This window comes from Neisseria gonorrhoeae (assembly GCF_013030075.1).
Classification (GTDB): Bacteria; Pseudomonadota; Gammaproteobacteria; order Burkholderiales; family Neisseriaceae; genus Neisseria; species Neisseria gonorrhoeae.
In genome coordinates this window covers 1,600,215-1,623,552 of the sequence record NZ_AP023069.1, presented here as the reverse complement: position 1 = coordinate 1,623,552, position 23,338 = coordinate 1,600,215, and the positions used below count along the sequence as shown (strand labels likewise).

Below are 23,338 nucleotides of genomic sequence, written 5' to 3'. Positions count from 1 at the left end.
CAAATTATAATTTCAACACTTGCTGATTGCAGATAAAAAAGAAGCCCAAACCAAGCTGTAACTTGATTTGGGCAGGTGGAAAGCAGAGCGGCAACTCTCTTTCCGCGTCTATCTACCATGAAATAGAAAGGTCATTCTACCATGAATACTGTCCAAGTTTTAAACTTTCAACAAAGCTCCGTCCGTGCTTCCCCCCAAAATATTGACGCAATAGCGGAATAATAGTAAAGTTCGGTTCACAGGTTTGGTCGCCTGTTTCTTTCGTGGTTATTGCCGCGCTTGCGGCTTTTGTTTTGATAAGAGTTCCCTGAAGGGTGTATGTTAAACATACACCCTTGCTGAAAAAGCCAACGGGCGGACTTTCGGGACATCTCCGGATGTGCTGTTTCCACGAGCAGTCGACCAACCTGAAACGTCCGCCTACCTCTTCTTGGTCGAAGAGAGGCTTTCAAACTTTCGTGGAGCTTAAAATGCAAAACACCATTTCTGTATTTTCTTTCAAATCTCAAAATGTCCGTACTCAAATCTTGGGGGCTGAACCTTGGTTTTGCCTTGGCGATGTTGCGGAAATTCTTCAAATTCAAAATGCCCGTCAGTTGCCATTAAAAGACCAGGGCATTCAAAAATCCAGCGTTGCAACAAAAAAAGGCAACCAAGAATTACTTTTCATCAACGAGCCGAATCTCTACCGAGTCATCTTCCGTTCACGCAAAGCCGAAGCCGTCAAATTCCAAGACTGGATATTTGAAGAGGTTATCCCTCAAATCCGCAAAACAGGCGGCTACCAAATTACTCCCAAAACCACCGCCGACGACCGTACCGGATTGCGCCGGGCGGTTGCCGCGCTTGTCGGGCGCAAACGCATAGGCTACTCCTCCGCGTACAGTATGATACACCAACGCTTCAACGTCGAAGCCGTCGAAGGCATCCCCGCCGACAAACTGCCCGAAGCCGTCGCCTACGTCCACGCATTGACACTGCACACGGGTTTGGCCGGCGAAGTCCCCGACCGCGAACCGTTGCCCGCGCCGCAACCCGCCCTGCCCATAAGCGGCAACGCTTTGGCCGACATTGCCGCTATGGTTTATTACGGCACACGGATGATCGAATTGGGCAAAGACGTTTCCGCGCCGCTGAAGCAGCTCGGCTGCAAACAGGCGGTTACGATGTGGACGGTTTGGCACGAAACCCGTTCAATCCTGAAAAGATCCGTCGCAGCCCTCGAAGTGTTGCGGGGATATGCGGACAAAGACGCCTCCGGCCGCATAGCCGCATGTCTTGAAGGCATTTACGGCAAGGCTGCGGCAAGGTAAACGGAAAATGCCGCCTGAAGGTTCGGACGGCATTTTTATTGAAGGGATGATTGGGGATTTGTAGGCGTTTGCAGATACGACAAGGGGCGCATTCCGCGCCCCATCACACGCACGGACGGCTTGTCATCGCCTGTCGCCCGTGCGCGGCTGCCCATATTTCGGAACAGTCTTGCAAGCCCCTTTAAGGGAACGGTTTTATTCTAGTACAGTTTGAATGCCTTGGCAACGGCTGTTTTAACCGCCTGAAAATCCTCTTCACTGATTATTGGGATGCAACGGTCGCGCCCTTTGGGTTTGTATCGGTCTAATCGTGCCAATCCGACTGTTGCCGTCATATCGCATTTTGCCCGACATTGGATGTGCGGCTTGTCCGGTAAGGGGTTTTCACTCATTTTGTGGTGGCAGTCCGCCAAAGGGACAGGCTCTGTGCTGCTTAAGGGTACGACCGTTACCGGTTTGCCGTTGTGCCTGTTTCGCGCTATGACGACGACAGGGCGTTTCTTGACCATTTCCGGTTCTTCATAACCGCGAAAGTCGCACATGATAACTGAACGTTCCCTTGGTTGGAATTTTAAAGGCATTAGCCGCTCCTGACGATGACAGGCGGCTATTATAGCAGTTCTTACACAAAAAACCGCTTTGTGTAAGGCGGTTGCAAAAAAAAGCCTTCCAATAAAAATGCCGCCTGAACCTTTCAGAGTGCGAAGCCTGCCCATAGGGTACGGCATTTTCATTTCCGCCCATTATTGGTGCGCCTGATAATTTTGTATAACGCCCCCTTCGCGCAAACAAAACGGCAAAAATTTGCCGCGTCCGCCCGATATGTAAAAAATCGGGGGGAATGCCGACACTTCCCCCGATGCGGCCGCCAACCCCGAACCGACGGTTCGGTTGCAAACTTTCGGTTGACAACTCAATCCGCGCCCAACGCCCGTACCAGCGCGCCGTGCCGCGCCCTGCAGTCGTTATACATACCGGCCGCCTTCAGGGCCCACGGCAGCACGTCCGCGCCCGTGTTCCCTTCAAGGTGCGGCAGTTTCGGGCAGGGCCGCACCAAATCGGCGGGCGGCTTAACCGCCGTCGTCAACGGCGGCGTTGAGTTCGCGCACGCCGTCAGCATCAAAACAGGCATTGCGGTACACAGGTTTTTCAATGATTTTAAGCGTTTGCACATAGCGCACCCTTTCTTTTTCCTCACGCGCCGCCTTTTGCGCCTGATACGCGGCGGACGATTTGCGGGCGTGTTCGGCGTGTTCGACCGCGGCGGCTTTGAGGCGTTCCGAAACCTCCAGCATAGCCGCACCGTATCCGCGCCGGTATTGCGCGGCGCGGTCGTATTGCCACGCGCCGGCAACGAACACGGCGCAAACCGACACCGCAATCAGCTTCGGGTTTTTAATCAGGCCGTTCATAAGTTTTCAACATCGCTTTGTAGTTTTTGATTTCGCTTTCGGCAAACTCAAAAGCTTTAAAATCGGCGTTTCCGCCCGCCTCTTTGCTTTTGGCTTCCCATTCGGCGATACGCGCTTTCAGAAACTCGGTAGGATTCATCATTACGCCTCTCCCGCGCCCTGTTTCGCCGTGGCGGCGGCGGCAGTCAACCGGTAACGCCCTTCGGCGGGGGACGACGGCACGGCTTTGCCGCCAATCAGCTTGGACGGCCAGAAGTAGCCGTCAATGTCCGCAGGGTCAAACGGGATGATGGATACCATATTGCCCTGATTGCCGCCCAAGCCCAAGATTCTGCCTTCCGCGTCTTTGCCGACAACGAAGAACACGTGTCCGCCGCCCCGGCGCGGTTTGACCGCGATGCAGCCGTATGCGGGGGCTTCGAGTTTCGTCAAACCCGACATTGACCAGGCTTTGGCGCGATACCAGTCCCTGATGACCGCGCGTCCGCTTTTGCCCAGGCAGTGTCCGACAAACAGGCCGCACCACGGCGTTTCGTCTTCAAAGTACCAAGACTTTGCCGCGCCGGGGAAGCCGCCCGTCTCTTTGAGCCATTGCACAATCGTCGGATTGTGTTTCGCGCCGGGAATTTCTTTCAAACCGATGTGCCTTCTCGCTTCGGCTATCCACGGTAATTCTGTCATTTTTAATCCTTTCGGTAAAAGACGAGATGTAAACTTTGGGTTGGCAACTCGTTCTATGTTTTAAGTCGCAATCACAATGTGCACCGCATCGCCGAACACGCTGTCTTTTTCAGTCGCGTTTGCCGATACGGTAACTTTCCGCGCAGATGATATGTTGCCCGTCAACACAAAATAAAAAACAAAGTTGCAACATGCTGATTTATATTGTTATTTTTATTTACGTTTATTTACGATATGCAAATGCACGGTTACACAAATATATTCGCGCAACCGTTTAATTTTGTTGAATTTTATTGATTCAATCGGTGTCTTTCCGCATCGTAAGGCTGGCCGGTTTTAACAATGTAATAGGCGGGCTTCGCCAGTTTGCGCATGATGGCAACGATAATTACCATCTTTGGCTTACCCGCTTTTTTCAGATTATTTATTAATTTCGGAAATGCGTTAAAACGGTAAGCACAAAGGGCGGGCATATACAGCGTACTTTTTAATCGTCTGTTTCCGTATCGGCTCAATCTGCCCCGACCTCTTACGCTTGTCCCTGATTGTATGATGGCGGGACTTAATCCGGCATAGGATACAAATTGGTTTGCGGTTTTAAAATGTTTTTCTGTCAGTTGCGCATAAAGAACTGATGCGGTGTCTTTGCCTATGCTCGGGATGGTTTGAAGATTGCGGTAATGGTTATTGTCCGTTTGTTTTTTGATTTGTTCGGATATGGCTATTTTTACCTGTTCCATCTTGTCCTGTATGGTATCTATCAAGTCTTGATGTATGTTCCTTATGAAGTCTTCTTCAGTGCTATGAAGACGGTTTTTAATTTGCTTCTGCTGTTGCTGTAATTGGTTTTTAAGATTAATCAGTTTTTGCAGTGCTTTGTTTTTGGGTATCTGATACGGTATCAATGTATCTTGATGCCTTTTTATGTAATCTGCTATCAGGTTTGAATCTGCTTTGTCGGTTTTGGTGCGGTTAAACCTGCTTTTTCCGTAGTCCTTGATTTTTAAGGGATTGATAACGTAAACGGTATAGTAGGAAGAAAGCATATCTGCTGCCTTTTCGTAATAGATGCCTGTTGCCTCCATGCCGATATAGACTTTTCTGATTCTGTTTCCCTTTATCCACAATCTAAACTGTTTTAATCCATCATCATTATTCTTAAATTTAATGTAATGGATACTTCCGTTTGTTTTATGCAATGTTGCGTCTATGGTGTCCTTTGAGATGTCCGACCCGATTATATTCATTGGTATTTTCCTTATTTATACAGCCTTGATACGGCTAGGATGATATTCAATTTTGAGGATGGATAAAGGCAGCCGGCATTTCTACGCGTCTGTTTTAATACATTGCGGGATTTGCTGCCTGACTGCCTTAGCCCTTGCTTTGCGCGAAACAAAGACCCGTAAGCCGTCTATATTCAAACGGTTTACGGGTCTTTTTTCTCTGTTGCCGTTTTCTTCAGTTTGCCGATCCGACCACGCCCCCGCCGATTCCTTCAAACGGTTTCCCGCGTTCTTCCCAATTGTCGTACATTAGGTTCTGCTGCGGTTTTCCGCCCAAGGTGGCAACTTGCGCCCTGTCCGAATGTTGCTGCGCGCTTTGCTGAACTTCCTGCCCTTGGCTTTCTTCTTTGTATGGGTTAAACGGCAAGCCGTTTTTTACATAGTCCTTGCACATCAACTCCGTCACTTCTTTCAATGCCGTCCCTTGATGCGAATAGCAGGTGCATCCGGTTCTTCCGCCTTCTATACAGCCTGCTATATATTCAAAGGTCCTTACCTGCCTTACACCGTTATAAATCGGCTTGCTTTCGGGTTTTTCGGGCAATGTCGGAACAAACATATCTGCCGTAAGGTTTCCGTTATTCACCGATTCTCCTTCTGTTTTATCCGGAAGTACTGCCTGCTGTTCTGTTGCCGCCGATTCTTGTGCTGCGGGTTCTTCCTGTTTTTTTCCGTAACTGCCCAACATTTTGTAAGACAAACCGACAAATAGCGGAATCAATAATATGATGACGGGCAATGCATAAAACCATTTTGAACGCTTGACTTTGTTTACCGTGTGAATTTCTGCGGATTCGTACAAGTCATAAACTTTTTTATCCAGTGTGTAGATACTGGAAAATGCACTTGATGCCATTTTTACCGGGTCATCCGCGCATACTTTCCATTCAAGCAGGGTACGCAAACCCATTTTGTTGGCCGCAATGTGGTAATGTCTTTTAACCAATGTTCGCAAGTTCTGATCTAAGAGTTTAGGACCTTGTGTCAATACAAATATATCTATGCCCTGATGCCTGTGTGTGTTCAGCCATTGGACGTTTTCGGGGATTTTCGAACCTGCGGAGCGTGCGGGCCATACGTCTTGCGCCTCATCGACAATAACGATTGCGCCGACGTTTTCAGGCTTCTTGATCCATTCATACATATCATGCGCCGAAAGCTGTTCATCGGTTGATTTCGGCAGCTTCTTTGCGTCTGTTTCTATGTGGGTGTGCGGTATCTTCAAACCTTTGATGTTCGTAAATACTTTACGGCGTACGCCGTTTTCATCTGGCTTAAACATTTCATCGTTTGCCATCATGGAAACCATTTTTAATGTTTTCCCTGAACCGGGCGTGCCGGTTATCAAACAGATTTCTGCCATTTATTTTTTCTTCCCGATTGAGGTTGCGAGTTTTGTCATTTGTTTAAAGGACAGAATAAAGGCGATTGCGCCGAAAAGAATGTTTAGAACAGTACCACCGCCGCTTATATAGAAAAGCTGTAACATTGCTTGAGGCGCGCCCGTTATGCTATGGGTTATCGCCTGTTGAAAATGGGCTGCCAATCTATCTACACCCGCATAGGTAACAGCCATCAAGCCTAATGCAGTCAATATACGGCCTGCGACGCTCATCAAGAGCGGAATCAATGCGGCCAACAATTTCATTTGCTCTCCCTTTCTTAAAAGGCACGTTTGCCTCATTAAACAAATGTTTCTTAATCTGAAAGATTGCTCCGCATTCGCGGCGCGGCAGCGCTGTGGGGACACCCCCTCGCGCTTATCGCCAATCCCCCCCCGCGCTTCTCGGCTGTTTGCGGCTTCGCCCGCAAAGTGCGATGCTTCGCCTGCCTTTGGCTAAAGTTGCTTAATTGGATTGGAATAATTTTGTTTTAAATCGTTGCACATTTGATTGGAACGGCGGAGGTTGTGCGGTCAATAAAGGTGATGATTTCAGAGCTGGGGCTTCTTTTTCCCTTGGCCGCAATCCGAAATACAAAGAAGAAATGGATGCCAAAAAGCCGGAAGAGATTTTATCGTTGAAAGTCGATGCCGATCCCGACAAATACATAAAGGCAACCGGATATCCCGGTTATTCCGAAAAAGTAGAAGTCGCACCCGGAACAAAAGTGAATATGGGGCCCGTCACGGACAGGAACGGGAATCCCGTTCAGGTTGCCGCAACATTCGGCAGGGACGCGCAAGGCAACACCACGGCGGATGTACAAGTAATCCCGCGTCCCGACCTCACGCCCGCAAGCGCGGAAGCACCTCACGCACAGCCGCCGCCCGAAGTATCGCCCGCCGAAAACCCCGCAAACAACCCGGACCCCGATGAGAACCCCGGCACGCGCCCCAATCCCGAACCCGACCCCGATTTGAATCCCGATGCAAATCCCGATACGGACGGACAGCCCGGAACAAGCCCCGATTCCCCGGCCGTTCCGGACCGCCCAAACGGCAGGCATCGCAAAGAAAGGAAAGAAGGCGAAGACGGCGGGCTTTCGTGCGATTATTTTCCGGAAATCCTAGCCTGTCAGGAGATGGGCAAACCTTCGGACCGCATGTTTCACGATATAAGCATACCGCAGGTTACAGACGATAAAACATGGTCTTCACATAACTTTTTACCGTCTAACGGCGTATGTCCGCAGCCGAAAACCTTTCATGTTTTCGGCAGGCAATATCGGGCAAGCTATGAACCGTTGTGCGTGTTTGCCGAAAAAATCCGTTTTGCCGTACTGCTCGCCTTTATCATTATGTCGGCTTTTGTCGTTTTCGGTTCGTTGGGGGGGAATAAATGCCATTACTTGCCGGCCTGATTCCACTTTTAGGCATACTTCTGAAAATGCTGATTGTCAGAATCATCCTTGCAACAGGTCTGACATTCGTAACCTATGCCGGGTATCTCGCCGCACTGGAAAAGTTCAAAGGCTACACGGCAAATGCGATCAATTCCATGCCTTCCGACATATTGAACCTTCTTTTAATTTCGGGATTCGGTCAGGGGTTGGGCTGCCTGTTCGGCGCATTCTCGTTCTTCATTGGTATGCACGCATTCAAAAAACTGACGTTTGTCTTTCCGGGATGAGGTAGAAACATGATTTATCTGTTTACGGGAAACATGGGGGCAGGCAAAACCCCCCGCGTCGTCTCTATGATTTTGAACAACGAAGACGGATTGTTCAAAATGGAATTGGAAGACGGCACGGAGGCAGACCGGCCGCTTTATTTCTGCCATATCGACGGATTGGACAAACGAAAATTCAATGCCCGCGAACTGGCGGAAGGGCAAATCATGTCCGCCCCGCTTCGTGATGTCATACCGGAAGGCGCGGTGCTGATTGTTGGCGAAGCGCACTACACTTACCCGGTACGCGCGGCAGGCCGTCCCGTTCCGCCCTATATTCAGGAACTGACAGAACTCCGCCATCACGGGCATACCGTCATTTTGATGACGCGGCACCCGAGCCAACTTGATATATTCGTCCGCAACCTTGTTTCAAAGCATGTACACCTTGAACGCAAGGCAATCGGCATGAAACAGTATTATTGGTATAAATGCGTAACCTCGTTGGACAATCCCGCGGGCGTAAGCGGCGTAGAAGCCGCAAATTGGAAACCGCCTAAAGAAGCCTTCAAATACTATAAATCATCAAGCCGGCACCAAAAGTTCAAGAAAAAAGTGCCTTGGGCGGTTTGGGCGTTGATTGCGGTTGTAGGGTTTGTAGGCTGGAAAAGTTACGGCATGTTTCAAGTTTACAGCAAAGCCACAGACAGCCGGATTGAGCAGGAAGCGCAAAAAGAAAGCGTTGTGCAGACGATGACGGAGCAGACGGCATCATCAGAAACAGCGCCTTTTGAGCATTCCGACAATCTGAAACCTGAAGACTTTGTGCCGACTTTGCCCGAAAAGCCCGAAAGCAAGCCTATTTATAACACAGTCCGACAAGTAAAAACCTTTGAGCAAATCGCCGGATGCATAGACGGCGGAAAATCAGATTGCACATGCTATTCAAATCAAGGAACACCCTTGAAAGAAATAACAAAGATAATGTGTAAAGAATATGTGAAAAACGGGTTGCCTTTCAATCCTTACAAGGACGAACGGCAAAGGACGGAACAGGCGGCACAGTCCGCGAAAGCGGACAAGCCCCAAGTTCTCGTAATGGGCGGAAAGTCCTAATAAAATTTAATGTACGACAACTGAAGAGCGCGGAAAACCGTTTGAAGGAATCGGCGGCGGAGTCGTAAAGCAGAAAGTTCTTTTTAAAATCATATTCTGAATACTAAATCTGAGGATGTCATGATTCACAAACCAAGATATATCAAAATTGTAGATGAAAACGGGGATTTCACACGTGTTCTCCGTCTCCATAAGTTCCCGGACACGTCGAAAGTTTTTTATTTCGAGCCTATGTTCTGGCTTAAAGATGGTCGGCTTGCCCGGAAAGACAGTTTGTTTGAAGTTGATTACATTTACGGTGCAGACGGTTGCGGGTTCTTGCCGTCAAATTTAACGGAGTTCAGAAAATATTGCCGGAAAAAGCACCAAAAGTTTAAGGACGATGAAGTTTTAGTAAACCGTTACGCGGTCGATTTTTTGGGTGCGAAGGAACCCCCATATGACGACCGCCATGTGACTTCAGTCAAATATTTTGTTTGATAAAACCAAAATCACAAATTCAGCCACTACCCCTCAGGATGGCTTGGGCGGAGTGAAGGGGGTTAACTGCTAGAATGGCTGTTTTTTTTTGGGCGTATCTCAGTCCGGAATCACTCCGTTAGTGGGTTTGCGGTATTGAAAAACAGTTCATAAAAAAGGAAAAGGGGGAAGCTTTGTAAAGATTGGGTGCGTTACCCAATCTTTACGAATACCCCCTTTTCCTTTTTTATGAACTGTTTTTCAATACCGCAAACCCACTAACGGAGTGATTCCGGACTGAGATACGCCTAAAAAAAATCAGACATTCGGGTCGCAACAGGAATCTTTACCAAAACCTGCAACCCAAATAAAATCAGACACGGCAAAGGAATAGCTACCCTTTGCCGAAACCGTCCGGCCTGAACAAACCACAAACTTAAAGTTTGATGACGAGAATAGGCGGGCGGTTTTCTTGTTTGTGAAATTGAGTAGTATCAAAGAACACAGATTCTGAATATATAAGGGTAATCCCATGCGTAACGCCGTAGGATTGGATATATCCAAGCTGACATTTGACGCATCCGCCATGGTCGGCAAAACGGAGCATTCGGCAAAGTTTGACAACGATTCAAAAGGTTTAGATCAGTTTTCGGACCGGTTGAAAAGCTTGGGATGTCAGAATCTGCATATCTGCATGGAGGCAACGGGAAACTATTATGAAGAAGTTGCCGACTACTTCGCGCAGTATTACAGCGTTTACGTAGTGAACCCGCTGAAAATAAGCAAGTATGCAGAAAGCAGGTTCAAGCGAACCAAAACAGACAAACAGGATGCAAAGCTGATAGCGCAGTATTGCCGGTCGGCGCAGGAAAGCGAGCTTGTAAAGAGGCAGAAGCCTACGGACGAGCAATACAGGCTTTTACGGATGACCGCAGCATACGCGCAAATCAAAAGCGAATGCGCGGCAATGAAAAACCGTCATCACGCGGCAAAAGATGAAGAAGCGGCCAAAGCATATGCGCAAATCATCAAAGCCATGAATGAACAGCTTGAAGTTTTAAAGGAGAAGATAAAAGAGCAGACGGAGAAGCCTAACTGCAAGGAAGGCGTGAAGCGTCTTGAAACCATACCGGCAATAGGCAGAATGACCGCAGCCGTATTGTTTCATCATCTAACATCTTCGAAATTTGAAACATCAAACAAATTTGCAGCGTTCGCAGGCTTAAGCCCGCAACAAAAAGAATCCGGGACAAGCGTAAGGGGAAAAGGCAAACTGACCAAGTTTGGCAACAGGAAATTACGCGCCGTCTTGTTTATGCCGGCCATGGTCGCATACCGGATAAGGGCATTTCCCGACTTCATCAAAAGGCTGGAAGAAAAGAAGAAGCCTAAAAAAGTCATCATCGCAGCATTGATGCGTAAACTCGCCGTTATTGCGTATCACGTACATAAGAAAGGCGGAGATTACGATCCATCGCGTTACAAATCGGCGTAAATCCCGAAAGGAAAAAAGGCATTTTTTAAATGCCTGCTTTGCCGCGTCTGAAATCCGGTGAATTTTCAAATATTGAAATTCAATGGGTTGAAAATGAATTGTAAAGATGCTGTTGTCAATTAAAGTAGTATCTCCCACATCTTCAACAGCCGCTTTACCGACACCGGATACGGCGTCTTCAACTCCTGCGCGAACAGCGACACTCTCAATTCTTCAATCATCCATTTAAACGCGGCGAGGCCGTCTGAAACGGGCTGTCCTTGTTTCGCCAAGCCGTCAGTTTTTTCCTGCCACATTTGTTCCAGCTCTTGGATATCGGCTTCGCGGGCTGCGTCGCGGGCGGGGTTGCTGCTGTATTTTTCGAGGCGCAGGGTCATGGCTTTGAGGTAGATGGGGAGGCGCGGCCATTGTGCCCACGGGGTGCGGGTGGCGAAGCCGGGTGCAAGCAGGGTTTGCAGGCGTAGTCTTAGGAGGTGGGTCAATGGGTGTTTGCCGAGTTTGCCGTTCAGTTCGGCGTAGGCGGCTGCGGTTTCCTGCAGGTAGCGGCTGAGGGCTTCTTTGACGGCGGGCAGGCGGCTGCGGGCGCGTTTGATTTGTTCTTTGAAGGCTTTTTCGTTGCGCGGCAGCTTGTCTTCGCCGATAAAGGCGCGGTCGCAGACGGCTTGGGTGAGGTCGTCGCGCAGGGTGTCGGCGTTGATGTGTTTGAGCAGCATGGCGGCTTGGGTGAAGCCTTGGATGCCTTTGTTCAGATCTTTAACTTGTTCTTTTAGTTGTAGTTTCATGAGTTCAATCACGCCTAATCTGTGGGCGTGTCCGGCGGCGGCAGACGTGTCGAACAGGCGCAGGGCGATGCGGCCGTCTTTTTCTTTTTGCAGGCCGAGGTAGCCGGTGAGCTGTTGTTTGCCGCGGGCGAATTTGATGGATTCGGGCAGGATGCCGATGTCCCATGCGGTAACGTTGTCACGCTCGAATTCTTGGGTGTTGTCGCGGAAGGTGGTGGTGGCGGCTTTGCCAAGTTGTTGTTGGATTTGGATTAAATCGCGACCCATGGCTAACTCTTGTCCGCCGTCGTCGATGATGCGGAGGTTGAAATAGCAGTGTTCGGGCAGCCTGAACGCGGCCCATTCGTCTTGGTTGATTTGCTCGAGTATGCGGATGTCGCCTGCGGTTTTGGCGATGGCTTGGGCGAGCTGGGGCAGGATGGGGGCGTTGCGGTCGGGGTTTTGGCTTAAAAATTGGGTGATGAATTCGGGTACGGGTACGCAGATGCGGCGGATTTGTTTGGGCAGTGCTTTGATTTGTAGCTGGATTTTTTCGCGTATCATGCCGGGCACGAGCCATTCGAGGGCGGCGGGGCTGATGCGGTTGAGCACGGTGAGCGGCAGGGTGAGGGTAACGCCGTCGAGCGGGTGGTGCGGCTCGAAGCGGTAGCTGAGTTTGAATTTGCCGTCTGCGGTCTGCCAGTGTTTGGGGAATTGTTCTTCGGTGATGTGCGCGGCGGCGTGCTGCATGAGGTCGTCGCGGCTGAGGAACAACAGGCGCGGGTTGTCGCGCTCGGCGGTTTTGAGCCAGGCTTCAAAGGTGCGGATATCGGCAAGGGGCAAAGGTTTCAGACGGCCTTTTTGAGATGCAGGCTGCTTTTTGGGTTTGGGGTCATCTGAAACTGTTAAAGCCGAGGCACTCTGTTCCCTCTCCTGTGGGAGAGGGTTTGCTGCGGTTGCGGAAAAGTTGGTTTGTGCGGCAACTGTTTTGCCCTCTCCCCAGCCCTCCCCCACGGGGGAGGGGGTGGTTTGCTGGGGGTTTGCAGGACGCAGGCCGTCTGAAAATGGCGGGGTGTAGTTTTCAGATAGCCTTTGGGAGTGCAGGCTGCTTTCGGTTTTAGTTTTAGCTTCGCAGAAATTCAGCCTTGCTTCGCAAGACATTGTTTTCAGACTGCCTGAAACCGTTGAAACTGAGGCACTCTGTTCCCTCTCCTGTGGGAGAGGGTTAGGGAGAGGGCTTGCTGAGGTTGCGGAAAAGTTGGTTTGTGCGGCAACTGTTTTGCCCTCTCCCCAGCCTTCCCCCACGGGGGAGGGGGTGGTTTGCTGCGGATTTGCAGGACACAGGCCCTCTGAAACCGAATCCGCCATATAAAAATCGGGCAGCCGTTCGTGATAAAACGCAAACAGGGCTTCGTCATCGACCAATACGTCTTGCTTGCGCGATTTGTGTTCGAGTTCGGTAATTTCTTTAATCAGCTTTTTGTTGTGGACAAAAAAATCCGCTTTCAAATCGTATTCCTGCGCCACCAACGCGCTGCGGATAAAGATTTCACGTGCTTCTTCGGGCGCAACTTTACCGTAAGACACGGGGCGGCGCGGCAATACGGCCAGGCCGTAAAGCGTTACGCGTTCGCTGGCGACGACTTCGCCGCGTTTTTGTTCCCAGTGCGGCTCGAAATAATGGTAGCGGACAAGGTGCGGGGCTTCCTGCTCGATCCATTCGGGCTGGATAACGGCGACGTCGCGCGCGTAAAGGCGCGTGGTTTCAACCAATTCTGCCGCCATCACCCATTTGGGCTTGGCTTTGAACAGGGCGGAGGCGGGGAAAAGGTGGAAGCGGCTGCCGCGCGCGCCGGTGTAGTCGTTGCTGTCGGGCGATTTCATGCCGACGTTGGCGATGAGGCCGGTGAGCAGGGCGCGGTGGATTTGTTCGTAGCCCGCTTCTTTGGTAGCGCGGATTTGGGTGCGGTGTTGTTTCTTATCCAGTTGTTTTTGTTTGAGTTTGGCAGATAGGTCTTGGTCGCCCGCATTCTCAGACGACGTCAGTTGCTTGACTTCGGGAGGTCGTCTAAACGCAGCTTCTTTGGTGGTCAAGCCCATTTCAATCGCGGTTTGGGCAAGCTGGTGGTGCAGCTCGCGCCACTCGCGCATCCTCAGGTGCGACAGAAAATATTGACGGCACCATTGCACCAACTGCTTGTTGGACAAACCTTTGTCGCGCTCGCGCTGGAAACTGTCCCAAATATTCAGGTAGGTAAGGAAATCGGATTGCTTGTCGGTAAAGCGTTCATGCGCCTTGGCCGCGGCATCGCGCGCTTCCAGCGGCCGTTCGCGCGGGTCTTGAATCGACAGCGCAGACGCAATCACCAATATTTCCGCCATGCAGTCGTGTTTCTTCGCCGCCAGCAAAATGCGCGCAATTTTCGGATCGATGGGCAGGCGCGCCATTTGTTCGCCGAGCTTGGTCAGGCGGTAGCGCGTGTTGGTACCGATATGGCCCGAACTGTTTTGCAGGCCGTCTGAAACATTGGCCGGGTTGGATCGGGCATCCATGCCTGATCCGCGTACTTGGTTTTTCATATTTTGCATAGTCTTGTCGGTCGGGCATCTTCCCCGACATCATCTAAATTTGTCTTTATTGGTTTTCACGCTGCTTATTGCGGATAAACATATTCCGCCTTGCCGTTGCGAATGTTCAAGCTGCCTGCATCGCCCGTAATCAGGTTGCCTGTTACCGAGCCTTCGCGACAACCTGAAACCGGCATATCGTAGCCCAACGTGTGAATCAGGAACGTTGAAAGCTGCTGATGGAAGGCAATCTCGCAAGGCGCAAAAGCCTGGTTGGCAGCCTGTTGCACGGCCTTATCCGGGCTGTACAAAACCAGAGGCACAATATAGCTGTCGGGCTGCACCGTGCCTTGATTGTAGATATCTTGGCGCACATACTGGTCATGATCGGAGGTATAGGCAAACAGCCAGTTGCCGTCAGGCTGCTTTTGCAGCTGCTCGAATACGGTTTGAATCATTTGGTCGGTTTTGTGGATGGTGTTGTCGTACTTATCCGCAATATCGGCTTCGCCGAATACTTTATCTTGAGGCTGCAACAATGCGCCGTATGGGGCGTGCGAACCGCGTTGGTGCAACACGATAAAATGCCTGCCCTGCTGCAAATTGATTTTGTCGAACAACGGCAGCAGCTTCTCATCGGGCATATTGTCGCCGTTGCCGTAGCCAAGTTGCGTCGGCTGAATCAGATGGTCTATCCATTTCTTACCGATTAAGTTCAAAATTGCCATTTGGTTTTCAGCCTGGGCACTGTAAAAATACGTTTCATAGCCCTGCTCTTTGGCGAGGCGGAACATATTGGTATCGCCGCCGCTGATTTGTTCCAAGCCGTTGGCGTGCGGTATGACGTTAAAGAAACTGGGCAGGGATACTGCCGTCATAAAGCCTGCGGAATAACTTTGTTTCACAATCGGCTTAAAATCGGCTTGCGACAGCCGGGTTAAAAACGGCGAAGTTTCGCGCCCGTAACCAAACAATTTCAAATGCGCCGCGCTTTCGCTTTCGCCCATAATCAGGACGATATTTTGAATACTGCCTTGCCCGATTTTGCTTGGAGCAGGCTGTTTGAACACAGGGATCTTGCTTAAATCAAACAACTGATACGGCAACACGCGTCCGACAAAATAACCGAAGCTGAAATAATTGGCTTTGATGCGGCTGTATGTCGGTTTGGGCGAAATACCGTGCTCTTGTTTCGTGTCGAACGAACGCACGAAAATCATCAGCATTAGGAAGGCAAACAGGATATCGGCAGAAAAATGCGTCTTACGGCGGAACTTGGCAAGGCTGCAAAACAGCACGACTTCCGCCACGCCCCACAAAGCAGGCAGCCACAACTTATCCAACATCGACGCGCCCGCGCTGCCGACTTCGGTAACCTCTTTCAGCATCAGCCAATAGTTAATACCCGTCATCCAGCTTTGATAAACCGCGTAATGCACATTGTTGGCAATAATGCTGAACGCGAAAAACACCGCAATCAACAAACGCGTTGCCTTATAACGCGCAAACAGATACAGCGCAGCAATCACAAATGTCAGTGCAAACGTTTCCGCCATTTTTGCAGCCGGTAGGGTTTCAATTCCGAATACAAAGCGATAGGCGATTTCGCTGGCGGTAAGTAGGGATGAATACAGAAAGAGAACGAAAAGGGATTTTTTCATAATGGGCAGTTCACAATAAAAGTTGCAGGACGGGTTTTGGGGCTCGGCAACGGTATTCTTCAGCAGCTATCTGTTTACAGATTGTTTTTCAAAAAACGAGGTTGTCTGAAAGTGGTTTGTCATTTGTCGGATTGTGTTGGGCATGAATGCCTGAGCTGCGTGCTTGATTTTTAGTGTTTTGCATAGTTTTGTAGGTCGGACATAAATGCCCGACCTTATTTTTTAGAGTTTAGACAGTATCCGCATATTTTTTATAATCGAACATACATAGTAGTCTTTTATAGTGCGTATTTTTTTTATTCACAAAATTTTTTAAATAATTTTCAACCTCATCTTCTGAAAGTTGGTTATTCCATATTCCCCAAGCAATCGCATCGTTTTTATATGTGTCTGAAATATTTTCATCATCTAAAATTGATTGGATGGATGAATGATTATTTTTACAACGCCTATTTATTTCTTCAATAAAATGATCTAATTTTTCTTTTTGTTGGCGTTTTAGTACAGCTTCTTTATGTATATCAGAACATATCCTACTAAATCCATAAATAGGAAAATATTGCGTAGATGCTATACTATGTTTATCTATTAATTTTAGAAGTTGTGAATTTTCCTCTTCAATTATTTTGAAATAATTTGACATCATCTCTGATGTTGTTTGAAAGTTGTAGCTGATAGTTTTAGTTGAACCAATAGCAACCACTTTATCGCTATTATTTAAATTGTCCATATCTTCCGTAAAGCTAACTTTAATGTTACCGCCAGTATAAATCTCCTTTGCTATAGATTGAAATTTACGTACATCCATAGCTGAGATTGGTAGTGTTAGTTCTGCAAGAGCTTTATAAATTTGTGAGAAGTTATCTGTTTTGATTTTATTAATACGGATAGTAGAGAATCCAGTTATATCTATATCATGTTCAACAATATCTTCATTGTTAGACTCAGGTTCATATTCTACGAGTAAAAAATTCCTACGAATTTTATTAGCTGAAGGAGAGTTTGGTTCTACATAAGTAAAGATTGTTTTTAAAATTTCTTTGATATTTTCGTCACCAACATTATATCCAAGAAATATGATTGGATTGTGAATAAATAACGATAATAGTTGGGCTCTAATAAGTTCATATTTTTCTTTAAATTTCTCATAATCCTTTTTGGTAATAATAATTTTTGATGGATCGTCCACACAACCATGTATTTTGTATACTGAGCCATAAGGGTTGCTTAAAAGAATATCATTACCAATTAGTGGGTTAAATTCAAAAATATCTTGGGCTAATTTATCATAATTTGTTGTAATGATTGACCCTACATTTTTTCTCGCTTTTTTTAATTCAGATAATTCTGTATTAGAATTATCTTTATAATTCAATTGTGAGAGCAGGGTGGATATATAAATCTTAAACCTGCTCAAGGTGTTTCCCGCCCTCATATTTTCAAAGAACTTATCATTTATTTCTTTAAATCTACCATCAGGGTCATTTTCTAAAACTTTATCAAATTTACTTTGTAATTCCTCTGCAATCTCTTCATATTGGAATCTACCATCTTCACAGTACCGTGATTTGATGTTCAAATATTCCCTATCATCTCCAAATAAATCTATTGCAATTTTAGATAATAAACCATCCCAAGTATATGAATTATCTAAGTATCTCAAACTCATACCTGTTCCAATAAAGAGAACGGGATGGTTGGTATAGTTAGACATAAATTCTTTTATATTCATTGTATTAATCCCTAATAATAGTGACAATAAGGTTCTCGTTGGGCATAAACGCCCGATCTGCCTGTTTTCAGACAACCTCCACTGCCCCCAATTCCAACAACACCTGAAACCCGTCATTGATATACCGCGAGTCGGGCATTTCTAAAAACGGGAATGCTGCTACGTCGCCCAAGTTCAGCGATGCCATGCGCAGGATGACGGCGGCGAGGTTGCTGCGGACGATTTCGGGATCGGTAAATTCGGGACGGCTGTTAAAATCTTCTTCTGAAAACAGTCGGATACACACGCCTGCTGAGACGCGTCCGCAGCGGCCGGAGCGTTGGCGGGCGGCGGCTTGGGAGATTTTTTCTACGTGAAGTTGTTCCACTTTTGCCCGCGCGGAATAGCGTTTGACGCGCGCGAGGCCGGTGTCGATGACGTATTTGATGCCCGGCACGGTGAGCGAGGTTTCGGCGACGTTGGTCGCCAGCACGATGCGGCATTTTGCGCCTGAAGGGTGGAAGATTTTGTGCTGTTCGGCGTGCGACAGGCGTGCAAACAGGGGCAGGATTTCGTCATTGCGGCGCAGTGTGGATTTGCGCAGGGCTTCTGCCGCTTCGCGGATTTCGCGTTCGCCCGGCAGGAATACTAAAATATCGCCTTCGCCGTAGCGTGCCAATTCGTCGGCGGCATCGACAATCGCGTCGGTCAGCTCGACTTCTGCGTCGTCTTCGTCTTTGCCGGTCAGCGGTCGGTAGAGGATTTCGACGGGATAGGTGCGCCCGCTCACTTCCAGTACGGGCGCGCCGTTGAAGTGTCGGGAGAAGCGTTCTGCGTCTATGGTGGCTGATGTGATGATGACTTTCAAATCGGGGCGGCGCGGCAGGAGTTGTTTTAGGTAGCCCAAGAGGAAGTCGATGTTCAGGCTGCGTTCATGCGCTTCGTCAATGATAATCGTGTCGTAGGCGGCGAGATAACGGTCGGTCTGGGTTTCCGCCAGCAGGATGCCGTCGGTCATCAGCTTGACGCAGGCATCGCGCGAGGTGTGGTCGGTAAAGCGCACTTTATAGCCGACCGCGCTGCCGATTTCGGATTTCAGCTCTTCGGCAATCCGCTCCGCCACCGAACGCGCGGCCAAACGGCGCGGCTGGGTATGCCCGATCAATCCTGCCGCCCCACGCCCGAGTTCCAAACAAATCTTGGGCAACTGCGTGGTTTTGCCCGAACCGGTTTCGCCGCAGATAATCGTTACCTGATTTTCGGCAACGGTTTTTTTGATTTCTTCGAGTTTTTCGTGAACGGGCAGGGTGTTGTCGAATTCGGGTTTTGGCAATGCGGCCAAACGTTTCAAGAAGATTTCGTGCGATTTTCGGTATTTTTCTTCGATTTTGGACAAGCCGCCGTATTTGTTGGGATTTTTGAAGGCGGATTGCAGGAAGTGGCGGTCTTTGGAGAGGGTTTGGGAGAAATCGGGAAACATGGGCGTGCGTGTGCGGTAAAAAGTGCAATTATAGCAAACGCTTCGGTTTTGTTTGAACAATATCGGGATGGGGAAATGCCGTCTGAAAACCGCATTCTGTCGTTCAGACGGCATTGTTGCTGAAATTTCAAGCGCAGCGGAACGGTATTTGAATCAAGGCGGCTGCCGGCGTTTGATCGGGGGCGTTTTAATTTTCAGACGGCATTCCCGTTTTGCTGTTTGCGGCTTGCGGTCTTGCGGGCGCATTGCCGGTTTGGGCGGCGGTTTCCTGAAGCACGCGCCGGCGGAAGCGCATTCCCGATGCGTGGTAGAACGGACGCGGCGAAAACTGGCGCGAAACCTGCGAGGCGAAAATGCAGGCAATCAGCATCCAAAACAGCAGGCTTTGCCCGCCGGTCATTTCCATGACGACGACGGCGGAAGTAATCGGCGATTGTGTCGCGCCCGCTAAAAATGCCGCCATGCAGATGAGGACGATGATGTTTGCACCCTGCGATATGTCGGCGATGGCGGCGATATGCTCGCCCAAAACCGCACCTATGGTCAGCGAGGGAGTGAAAATGCCGCCCGGGATGCCTGCCCAATAGCTGAATACGGTGGCGAGCCATTTGGCGGCGGCGAGTCCGACGGGGCTTCGTAGATGCCGTGCAGGGCTTGGGCGGCTTCGTGGTAGCCGGTGCCGTAGGTTTTGCCTTGGTAGAACGTGCCGAGCAGGGCGAGCAGCAGCCCCATCAGTGCCGCCAGCAGCAGCGGACGGTTGCGGATGAAGCCGCGTATCTTGCGCGGTGCAAACGCCGCCGCACCGCGATGGAGCATACGGGCAAATATGCCGCCAGCCGCGCCGCAAACCAGCCCCGCCGCCACGATCCACATCAAAATATTTTCCAAAACGCCGCCGTTGAAACCCGAAAAATACGGGTTGTTGCCCTGAATGGCGACCTGTATGAAACCGGCGGCGAGTACGCCGAGCAGAATCTGCCGCTCCCAGCGCAGCATGATGCCGCGCCCCAGTTCCTCAATGGCGAAAATCACGCCCGCCAGCGGCGCGTTGAACGCTGCTGCCAAACCGCCCGCCGCGCCCGCCGCCATCAAATCGTTTTCCTGCATACCCTTAAACGCCAAACCGTGTTTTTTGCACCACGCGCCCCACGCGCCCATTACTGCCGCGCCGACCTGCACGGACGGGCCTTCGCGTCCGATGGACGCGCCGAACAGCATACCCAAAAAGGTCAGCGGAATCTTCAGCAGCGTTTGCCCGAGGCGTATCAGCCGCGTTTTTTGTGCGCCGTAGGGCAGCGACAGTGAGGCGATGACTTGAGGGATGCCGCTGCCGGCGGTGAAGGGGGCGAATTTGCGTGTGAGCCAGACGATGACGGGCAGTCCCGGCGGCAGGGCAATCCATGCGAACCACGGGTATTGTTGAACCAGTTTGGCGTTCAGTTCCAGCGCAAAATCGGCAAGATGGGCAAAAAACAGTGCGGTCAGGGCGACGAGTGCCGAACCTGCCAGAAGGAACAGAAAGGCGATGCTTTTGCGCGACAGGCGGCGGGTTTGGCGGATTTTGCGGGCGAGGCGGCGGGGGAATGTGGAGGTCATGGTATGTTGTCCGACGGTTCAGACGGCATTTTATGTATGCCGTCTGAAGCCGTGTCGGGTCAGGAACGGTAGTCGGCGTTGATGGAAACGTATCCGTGCGACAGGTCGCAGGTATAGACGGTGGCGGCGGCTTGTCCGCGATGCAGCTTGATGCGGACGGTGATTTCGTCCTTCGACATCACCGCCTGCCCTTGTGCTTCGGTGTAGCTTGCGGCGCGTCCGCCGTGTTCGGCAACCAAAATATCGTCGAGATACATTTCCACGAGGTCGGTATCGAGGTCGGCAACGTCGGCATAACCGATGGCGGCGAGCAGCCTGCCGAGGTTGGGGTCGGAGGCGAAAAAGGCGGTTTTGACCAGTGGCGAACGTGCCGCGGCGTAGGCGGCTTGGCGGGCTTCGTCGCAGGTTTTGGCGTTTTCGACGCGGACGGTGATGAACTTGGTCGCGCCCTCGCCGTCGCGGACGATGGCTTGGGCGAGTTCGAGCGCAAGGCTGCACAACAATTCTTTGAGTTGGGCGTAACGCGGGTCGGCGATGTTGTCGATTTCGCTTTGGCTGTTTTTGCCGGTGGCGATGATGACGAAGCTGTCGTTGGTGCTGGTGTCGCCGTCAACGGTGATGGTGTTGAAGGTTTCGTCGGCGATTTCCTGCGTCATCAGTTGGAGGACGGGTTGGGAAACTTTGGCATCGGTGGCGATGAAACCGAGCATGGTCGCCATATTGGGATGAATCATGCCCGAGCCTTTGGCAATGCCTGTGGCGCGGACGGTGTGTTGGTCGCCGACCTTGCCTTCGCGCGAGGCGGCTTTGGGAACGGTGTCGGTGGTCATGATGGCGCGTGCCGCTTCGTTCCAGAAGGCAGGCTGCATTTTGGGCAGGGCGGCGATGATTTTGTCTGCGGGCAGCGGTTCGAGAATCACGCCGGTGGAGAAGGGCATCACCTGGTTCGGTTTGCAGCCGATTTGCCGGGCGGCGGCGGCACACACTGCCAAAGCATCGATTCTGCCCTGTGCGCCCGTACCCGCGTTGGCGTTGCCCGTGTTGATGACGAGGGCGCGCACGCCGTCTTCGTCGAAAAGGTGCGATTTGGCGATGTGGACGGGCGCGGCACAGAAACGGTTGGTCGTGAAGACTGCACCGACGGTGCTGCCGGCGGCTACGGCAATCAGTGTCAGGTCGGTATGCCCGGGCTTCTTCACGCCTGCTTGGGCGGTGTAGAGGGCAATGCCGTCGATGTCGGGCAGTTGTTCGGCGGTTTTTTCGGTCAGGTTGACAGCCATAACGGTTCTCCTTGCGAGTGTGTCGGCGTTCAGACGGCATGGGTTGAAATGCCGTCTGAAACGGGTTCAGAACCCCAAAACGGGGATAAGCAGCGGCGCAATCAGCGCGGTCAGCACGCCGTTGAACGTCAGCCCCATCCCCGCGTATGCCGCCATGCGGCGGCTGCGTTCGAGCGAGGCGGCAATGCCCATCGCGTGCGAAGCCGTGCCGAGCGACATACCCACGGACGAGGGCATGACGACCGTGTTCTTCAACATTTTGTAACCGGCAATCTGTCCGACCAGACCGGCAATGATGACGGTGGCGGCGGTAATGGCGGGAATGCCGCCGATGGAGCGGGTGATTTCGATGGCGATGGGGTTGGTAACAGATTTGGACGCGAGCGGGAGGACGACTTCGCGTTCCGCGCCCAGCCACTTGGCAAAATACATCCCCGTAACAATGCCCGTAACGCTGCCCGCAAGCTGCGAAACGATGACGGGCAGCCACTGGTTGAAGATTTTACGGCGGTTTTGGTAGAGCGGCACGGCAAGCACGACGACGGCGGGTTTCAGCCGAAAATCAATGAATTGCGCGGCGTTGTGGTACGCCGCATAATCGATACCGAGGATTTTCAGGTAGGCAATCAGCACGATAGTGCTGACGAGTACGGGGTTGCAGAAGATATTGCCCGTGCGCGTGCGCACGATAATCGCAAGCGCGTACACGGCAAGCGTGAGGAAAAGCAGGATGCCGGGCTGCCTGAGGATTTCGCTCATCAGATAATGCTCCGTATCCAGCGGTGAACCTTGCCCGTAACCAGCAGTACGCACAAAGTGCTGGCGGAGGCGGAAACCAGTATCGAAAACCAATCGTCGGCAATCAAATCCAAATAGCTGATGACCGCCACGCAGGGCGGCACGAGGAACAGCGTCAGGTTTGCCATCAGCGCGTCGGTAAGCTGTTGCAGCCAAGACGTTTTGACCCAACCCGCCTGCAAAAGCGCAAACAGCACGCCCATGCCGACGATGCTGCCGGGCAGTTTGATGCCTGCTAGGAAAACGGCGGTTTCGCCGGCGGCGAGGCAGCCGAGGATGATGAGGAGCGCGCGGATGGTGTTCATGTTGTGTGTCTGTCTTTTGACGGCGTTGTGATAAATCTTGTTAACTGTTTAATCATAACGTCAAATATGCCGTCTGAAAAGCCGAAGCCGCGCACAAACGCAAAAACGGCACGGATAAACCGTGCCGCAGCAACCGGGGCGTGTTCAGACTTTGCGGTAGGGATTTTCCAAACCTTCAATCAGCGCGAGCAGGTAAGCGCGCAACTGCCGTTCGCCGCAACCCATCAGCAACGCGTCTTCAAATGCATCCTGTGCTGTTTGGTACAGTTCAGACATGTTTTCGGCCATTACTTTGACCTTTTCGGTACAGGATACGATCTGTCCGTCATCGCCGTACCATTTGGGCATTTCGGGCATACTCATTGC

The 23,338-nt window shown here is 50.7% G+C and carries 21 protein-coding genes and 2 pseudogenes; 6 read left to right on the top strand and 17 right to left on the bottom strand.

What is annotated here, in order from left to right:
- The first annotated feature begins 470 nt into the window (after positions 1 to 470).
- Complete coding sequence (locus HT085_RS08495; RefSeq protein ID WP_003701667.1) at positions 471 to 1,313, top strand: BRO-N domain-containing protein; 843 nt, start codon at positions 471 to 473, stop codon at positions 1,311 to 1,313.
- A gap of 200 nt (positions 1,314 to 1,513) precedes the next feature.
- Here HT085_RS08495 and HT085_RS08490 read toward each other — a convergent pair whose 3' ends face one another.
- The 8 genes from HT085_RS08490 to HT085_RS08455 form a co-directional block, all read right to left on the bottom strand.
- Complete coding sequence (locus HT085_RS08490) at positions 1,514 to 1,894, bottom strand: type II toxin-antitoxin system PemK/MazF family toxin (protein WP_003691817.1); 381 nt, start codon at positions 1,892 to 1,894, stop codon at positions 1,514 to 1,516.
- A 332-nt stretch (positions 1,895 to 2,226) separates the two neighbouring features.
- Positions 2,227 to 2,433 (bottom strand): Rz1-like lysis system protein LysC, encoded by a 207-nt coding sequence (lysC, locus tag HT085_RS12290; protein ID WP_003696084.1) that lies wholly within the window; start codon positions 2,431 to 2,433, stop codon positions 2,227 to 2,229.
- Complete coding sequence (locus tag HT085_RS08480; protein WP_003696082.1) at positions 2,384 to 2,725, bottom strand: hypothetical protein; 342 nt, start codon at positions 2,723 to 2,725, stop codon at positions 2,384 to 2,386. The genes lysC and HT085_RS08480 overlap by 50 nt, the downstream gene beginning before the upstream one ends.
- Positions 2,709 to 2,867, bottom strand: a complete 159-nt coding sequence (locus HT085_RS08475; protein WP_003691816.1) for a hypothetical protein — start codon at positions 2,865 to 2,867, stop codon at positions 2,709 to 2,711. Before HT085_RS08475 ends, HT085_RS08480 begins: the two co-directional genes overlap by 17 nt.
- Positions 2,867 to 3,406, bottom strand: a complete 540-nt coding sequence (locus HT085_RS08470) for an NlpC/P60 family protein (protein WP_003691814.1) — start codon at positions 3,404 to 3,406, stop codon at positions 2,867 to 2,869. The genes HT085_RS08475 and HT085_RS08470 overlap by 1 nt, the downstream gene beginning before the upstream one ends.
- A 290-nt stretch (positions 3,407 to 3,696) precedes the next feature.
- Positions 3,697 to 4,653, bottom strand: a complete 957-nt coding sequence (locus tag HT085_RS08465; RefSeq protein ID WP_003691812.1) for an IS110-like element ISNgo3 family transposase — start codon at positions 4,651 to 4,653, stop codon at positions 3,697 to 3,699.
- Between the two features lie 214 nt (positions 4,654 to 4,867).
- The gene (locus HT085_RS08460; RefSeq protein WP_003689773.1) at positions 4,868 to 6,055 is read right to left on the bottom strand and encodes a zonular occludens toxin family protein; all 1,188 of its coding nucleotides are present in this window, start codon (positions 6,053 to 6,055) and stop codon (positions 4,868 to 4,870) included.
- The gene (locus HT085_RS08455; protein WP_003689770.1) at positions 6,056 to 6,340 is read right to left on the bottom strand and encodes a DUF2523 domain-containing protein; all 285 of its coding nucleotides are present in this window, start codon (positions 6,338 to 6,340) and stop codon (positions 6,056 to 6,058) included.
- 203 nt (positions 6,341 to 6,543) lie between these two features.
- Between HT085_RS08455 and HT085_RS08450 the strand changes: the two are divergent.
- The 5 genes and pseudogenes from HT085_RS08450 to HT085_RS08430 form a co-directional block, all read left to right on the top strand.
- A pseudogene (locus HT085_RS08450) lies at positions 6,544 to 7,494 on the top strand (IgG-binding virulence factor TspB family protein); the annotation flags it as partial.
- Positions 7,473 to 7,763 (top strand): DUF2523 domain-containing protein, encoded by a 291-nt coding sequence (locus HT085_RS08445; RefSeq protein WP_047917922.1) that lies wholly within the window; start codon positions 7,473 to 7,475, stop codon positions 7,761 to 7,763. The pseudogene HT085_RS08450 and the gene HT085_RS08445, both read left to right, overlap by 22 nt.
- A 9-nt stretch (positions 7,764 to 7,772) precedes the next feature.
- Positions 7,773 to 8,858 carry a zonular occludens toxin domain-containing protein gene (locus HT085_RS08440; RefSeq protein WP_003691565.1) on the top strand — a complete coding sequence of 362 codons (1,086 nt, stop codon included), beginning with the start codon at positions 7,773 to 7,775 and terminating at the stop codon, positions 8,856 to 8,858.
- Between the two features lie 120 nt (positions 8,859 to 8,978).
- Positions 8,979 to 9,338 carry a hypothetical protein gene (locus HT085_RS08435; RefSeq protein WP_003689732.1) on the top strand — a complete coding sequence of 120 codons (360 nt, stop codon included), beginning with the start codon at positions 8,979 to 8,981 and terminating at the stop codon, positions 9,336 to 9,338.
- Positions 9,339 to 9,849: 511 nt separating this feature from the next.
- Entirely contained in the window at positions 9,850 to 10,812 is a 963-nt protein-coding gene (locus HT085_RS08430; RefSeq protein WP_082277468.1) for an IS110-like element ISNgo2 family transposase, read from the top strand.
- Positions 10,813 to 10,931: 119 nt separating this feature from the next.
- On the opposite strand, the gene HT085_RS08425 is transcribed toward HT085_RS08430, so the two are convergent.
- From HT085_RS08425 to HT085_RS08385, 9 genes and pseudogenes are all read right to left on the bottom strand, one after another.
- The gene (locus tag HT085_RS08425; RefSeq protein ID WP_012503929.1) at positions 10,932 to 14,162 is read right to left on the bottom strand and encodes a DUF3418 domain-containing protein; all 3,231 of its coding nucleotides are present in this window, start codon (positions 14,160 to 14,162) and stop codon (positions 10,932 to 10,934) included.
- Positions 14,163 to 14,227: 65 nt separating this feature from the next.
- Positions 14,228 to 15,805 (bottom strand): lipooligosaccharide phosphoethanolamine transferase, encoded by a 1,578-nt coding sequence (lpt3, locus tag HT085_RS08420; protein ID WP_171000415.1) that lies wholly within the window; start codon positions 15,803 to 15,805, stop codon positions 14,228 to 14,230.
- Between the two features lie 226 nt (positions 15,806 to 16,031).
- Positions 16,032 to 17,534 carry an SIR2 family protein gene (locus HT085_RS08415; RefSeq protein ID WP_025455914.1) on the bottom strand — a complete coding sequence of 501 codons (1,503 nt, stop codon included), beginning with the start codon at positions 17,532 to 17,534 and terminating at the stop codon, positions 16,032 to 16,034.
- Between the two features lie 67 nt (positions 17,535 to 17,601).
- On the bottom strand, positions 17,602 to 18,993 hold the full coding sequence (gene hrpA / locus HT085_RS08410; protein ID WP_003689635.1) for an ATP-dependent RNA helicase HrpA: 1,392 nt from the start codon (positions 18,991 to 18,993) through the stop codon (positions 17,602 to 17,604).
- Positions 18,994 to 19,180: 187 nt separating this feature from the next.
- A pseudogene (locus tag HT085_RS08405) lies at positions 19,181 to 20,589 on the bottom strand (chloride channel protein).
- 59 nt (positions 20,590 to 20,648) lie between these two features.
- A complete protein-coding gene (argJ, locus tag HT085_RS08400) occupies positions 20,649 to 21,869 on the bottom strand; it encodes a bifunctional glutamate N-acetyltransferase/amino-acid acetyltransferase ArgJ (protein WP_003691802.1) in 1,221 nt (406 codons plus the stop codon).
- 66 nt (positions 21,870 to 21,935) lie between these two features.
- Positions 21,936 to 22,628: an LrgB family protein gene (locus tag HT085_RS08395; RefSeq protein WP_003691799.1), complete on the bottom strand. Its 693-nt coding sequence runs from the start codon at positions 22,626 to 22,628 to the stop codon at positions 21,936 to 21,938.
- Positions 22,628 to 22,972 carry a CidA/LrgA family protein gene (locus HT085_RS08390; protein WP_003691797.1) on the bottom strand — a complete coding sequence of 115 codons (345 nt, stop codon included), beginning with the start codon at positions 22,970 to 22,972 and terminating at the stop codon, positions 22,628 to 22,630. Before HT085_RS08390 ends, HT085_RS08395 begins: the two co-directional genes overlap by 1 nt.
- 144 nt (positions 22,973 to 23,116) lie before the next feature.
- A complete protein-coding gene (locus HT085_RS08385) occupies positions 23,117 to 23,335 on the bottom strand; it encodes a hypothetical protein (RefSeq protein ID WP_003691795.1) in 219 nt (72 codons plus the stop codon).
- Between the last annotated feature and the right edge of the window lie 3 nt (positions 23,336 to 23,338).

Coding starts and splice junctions, on each gene's coding strand:
- hrpA (WP_003689635.1), bottom strand. CDS start 18,993: ATGTTTCCCGATTTCTCCCAAACCCTCTCCAAAGACCGCCACTTCCTG.
- HT085_RS08480 (WP_003696082.1), bottom strand. CDS start 2,725: ATGAACGGCCTGATTAAAAACCCGAAGCTGATTGCGGTGTCGGTTTGC.
- HT085_RS08385 (WP_003691795.1), bottom strand. CDS start 23,335: ATGAGTATGCCCGAAATGCCCAAATGGTACGGCGATGACGGACAGATC.
- HT085_RS08460 (WP_003689773.1), bottom strand. CDS start 6,055: ATGGCAGAAATCTGTTTGATAACCGGCACGCCCGGTTCAGGGAAAACA.
- lysC (WP_003696084.1), bottom strand. CDS start 2,433: ATGCTGACGGCGTGCGCGAACTCAACGCCGCCGTTGACGACGGCGGTT.
- HT085_RS08495 (WP_003701667.1), top strand. CDS start 471: ATGCAAAACACCATTTCTGTATTTTCTTTCAAATCTCAAAATGTCCGT.
- HT085_RS08440 (WP_003691565.1), top strand. CDS start 7,773: ATGATTTATCTGTTTACGGGAAACATGGGGGCAGGCAAAACCCCCCGC.
- HT085_RS08435 (WP_003689732.1), top strand. CDS start 8,979: ATGATTCACAAACCAAGATATATCAAAATTGTAGATGAAAACGGGGAT.
- HT085_RS08475 (WP_003691816.1), bottom strand. CDS start 2,867: ATGATGAATCCTACCGAGTTTCTGAAAGCGCGTATCGCCGAATGGGAA.
- HT085_RS08425 (WP_012503929.1), bottom strand. CDS start 14,162: ATGCAAAATATGAAAAACCAAGTACGCGGATCAGGCATGGATGCCCGA.
- HT085_RS08470 (WP_003691814.1), bottom strand. CDS start 3,406: ATGACAGAATTACCGTGGATAGCCGAAGCGAGAAGGCACATCGGTTTG.
- HT085_RS08390 (WP_003691797.1), bottom strand. CDS start 22,972: ATGAACACCATCCGCGCGCTCCTCATCATCCTCGGCTGCCTCGCCGCC.
- HT085_RS08395 (WP_003691799.1), bottom strand. CDS start 22,628: ATGAGCGAAATCCTCAGGCAGCCCGGCATCCTGCTTTTCCTCACGCTT.
- HT085_RS08465 (WP_003691812.1), bottom strand. CDS start 4,653: ATGAATATAATCGGGTCGGACATCTCAAAGGACACCATAGACGCAACA.
- HT085_RS08430 (WP_082277468.1), top strand. CDS start 9,850: ATGCGTAACGCCGTAGGATTGGATATATCCAAGCTGACATTTGACGCA.
- argJ (WP_003691802.1), bottom strand. CDS start 21,869: ATGGCTGTCAACCTGACCGAAAAAACCGCCGAACAACTGCCCGACATC.
- HT085_RS08445 (WP_047917922.1), top strand. CDS start 7,473: ATGCCATTACTTGCCGGCCTGATTCCACTTTTAGGCATACTTCTGAAA.
- HT085_RS08490 (WP_003691817.1), bottom strand. CDS start 1,894: ATGCCTTTAAAATTCCAACCAAGGGAACGTTCAGTTATCATGTGCGAC.
- HT085_RS08415 (WP_025455914.1), bottom strand. CDS start 17,534: ATGAATATAAAAGAATTTATGTCTAACTATACCAACCATCCCGTTCTC.
- HT085_RS08455 (WP_003689770.1), bottom strand. CDS start 6,340: ATGAAATTGTTGGCCGCATTGATTCCGCTCTTGATGAGCGTCGCAGGC.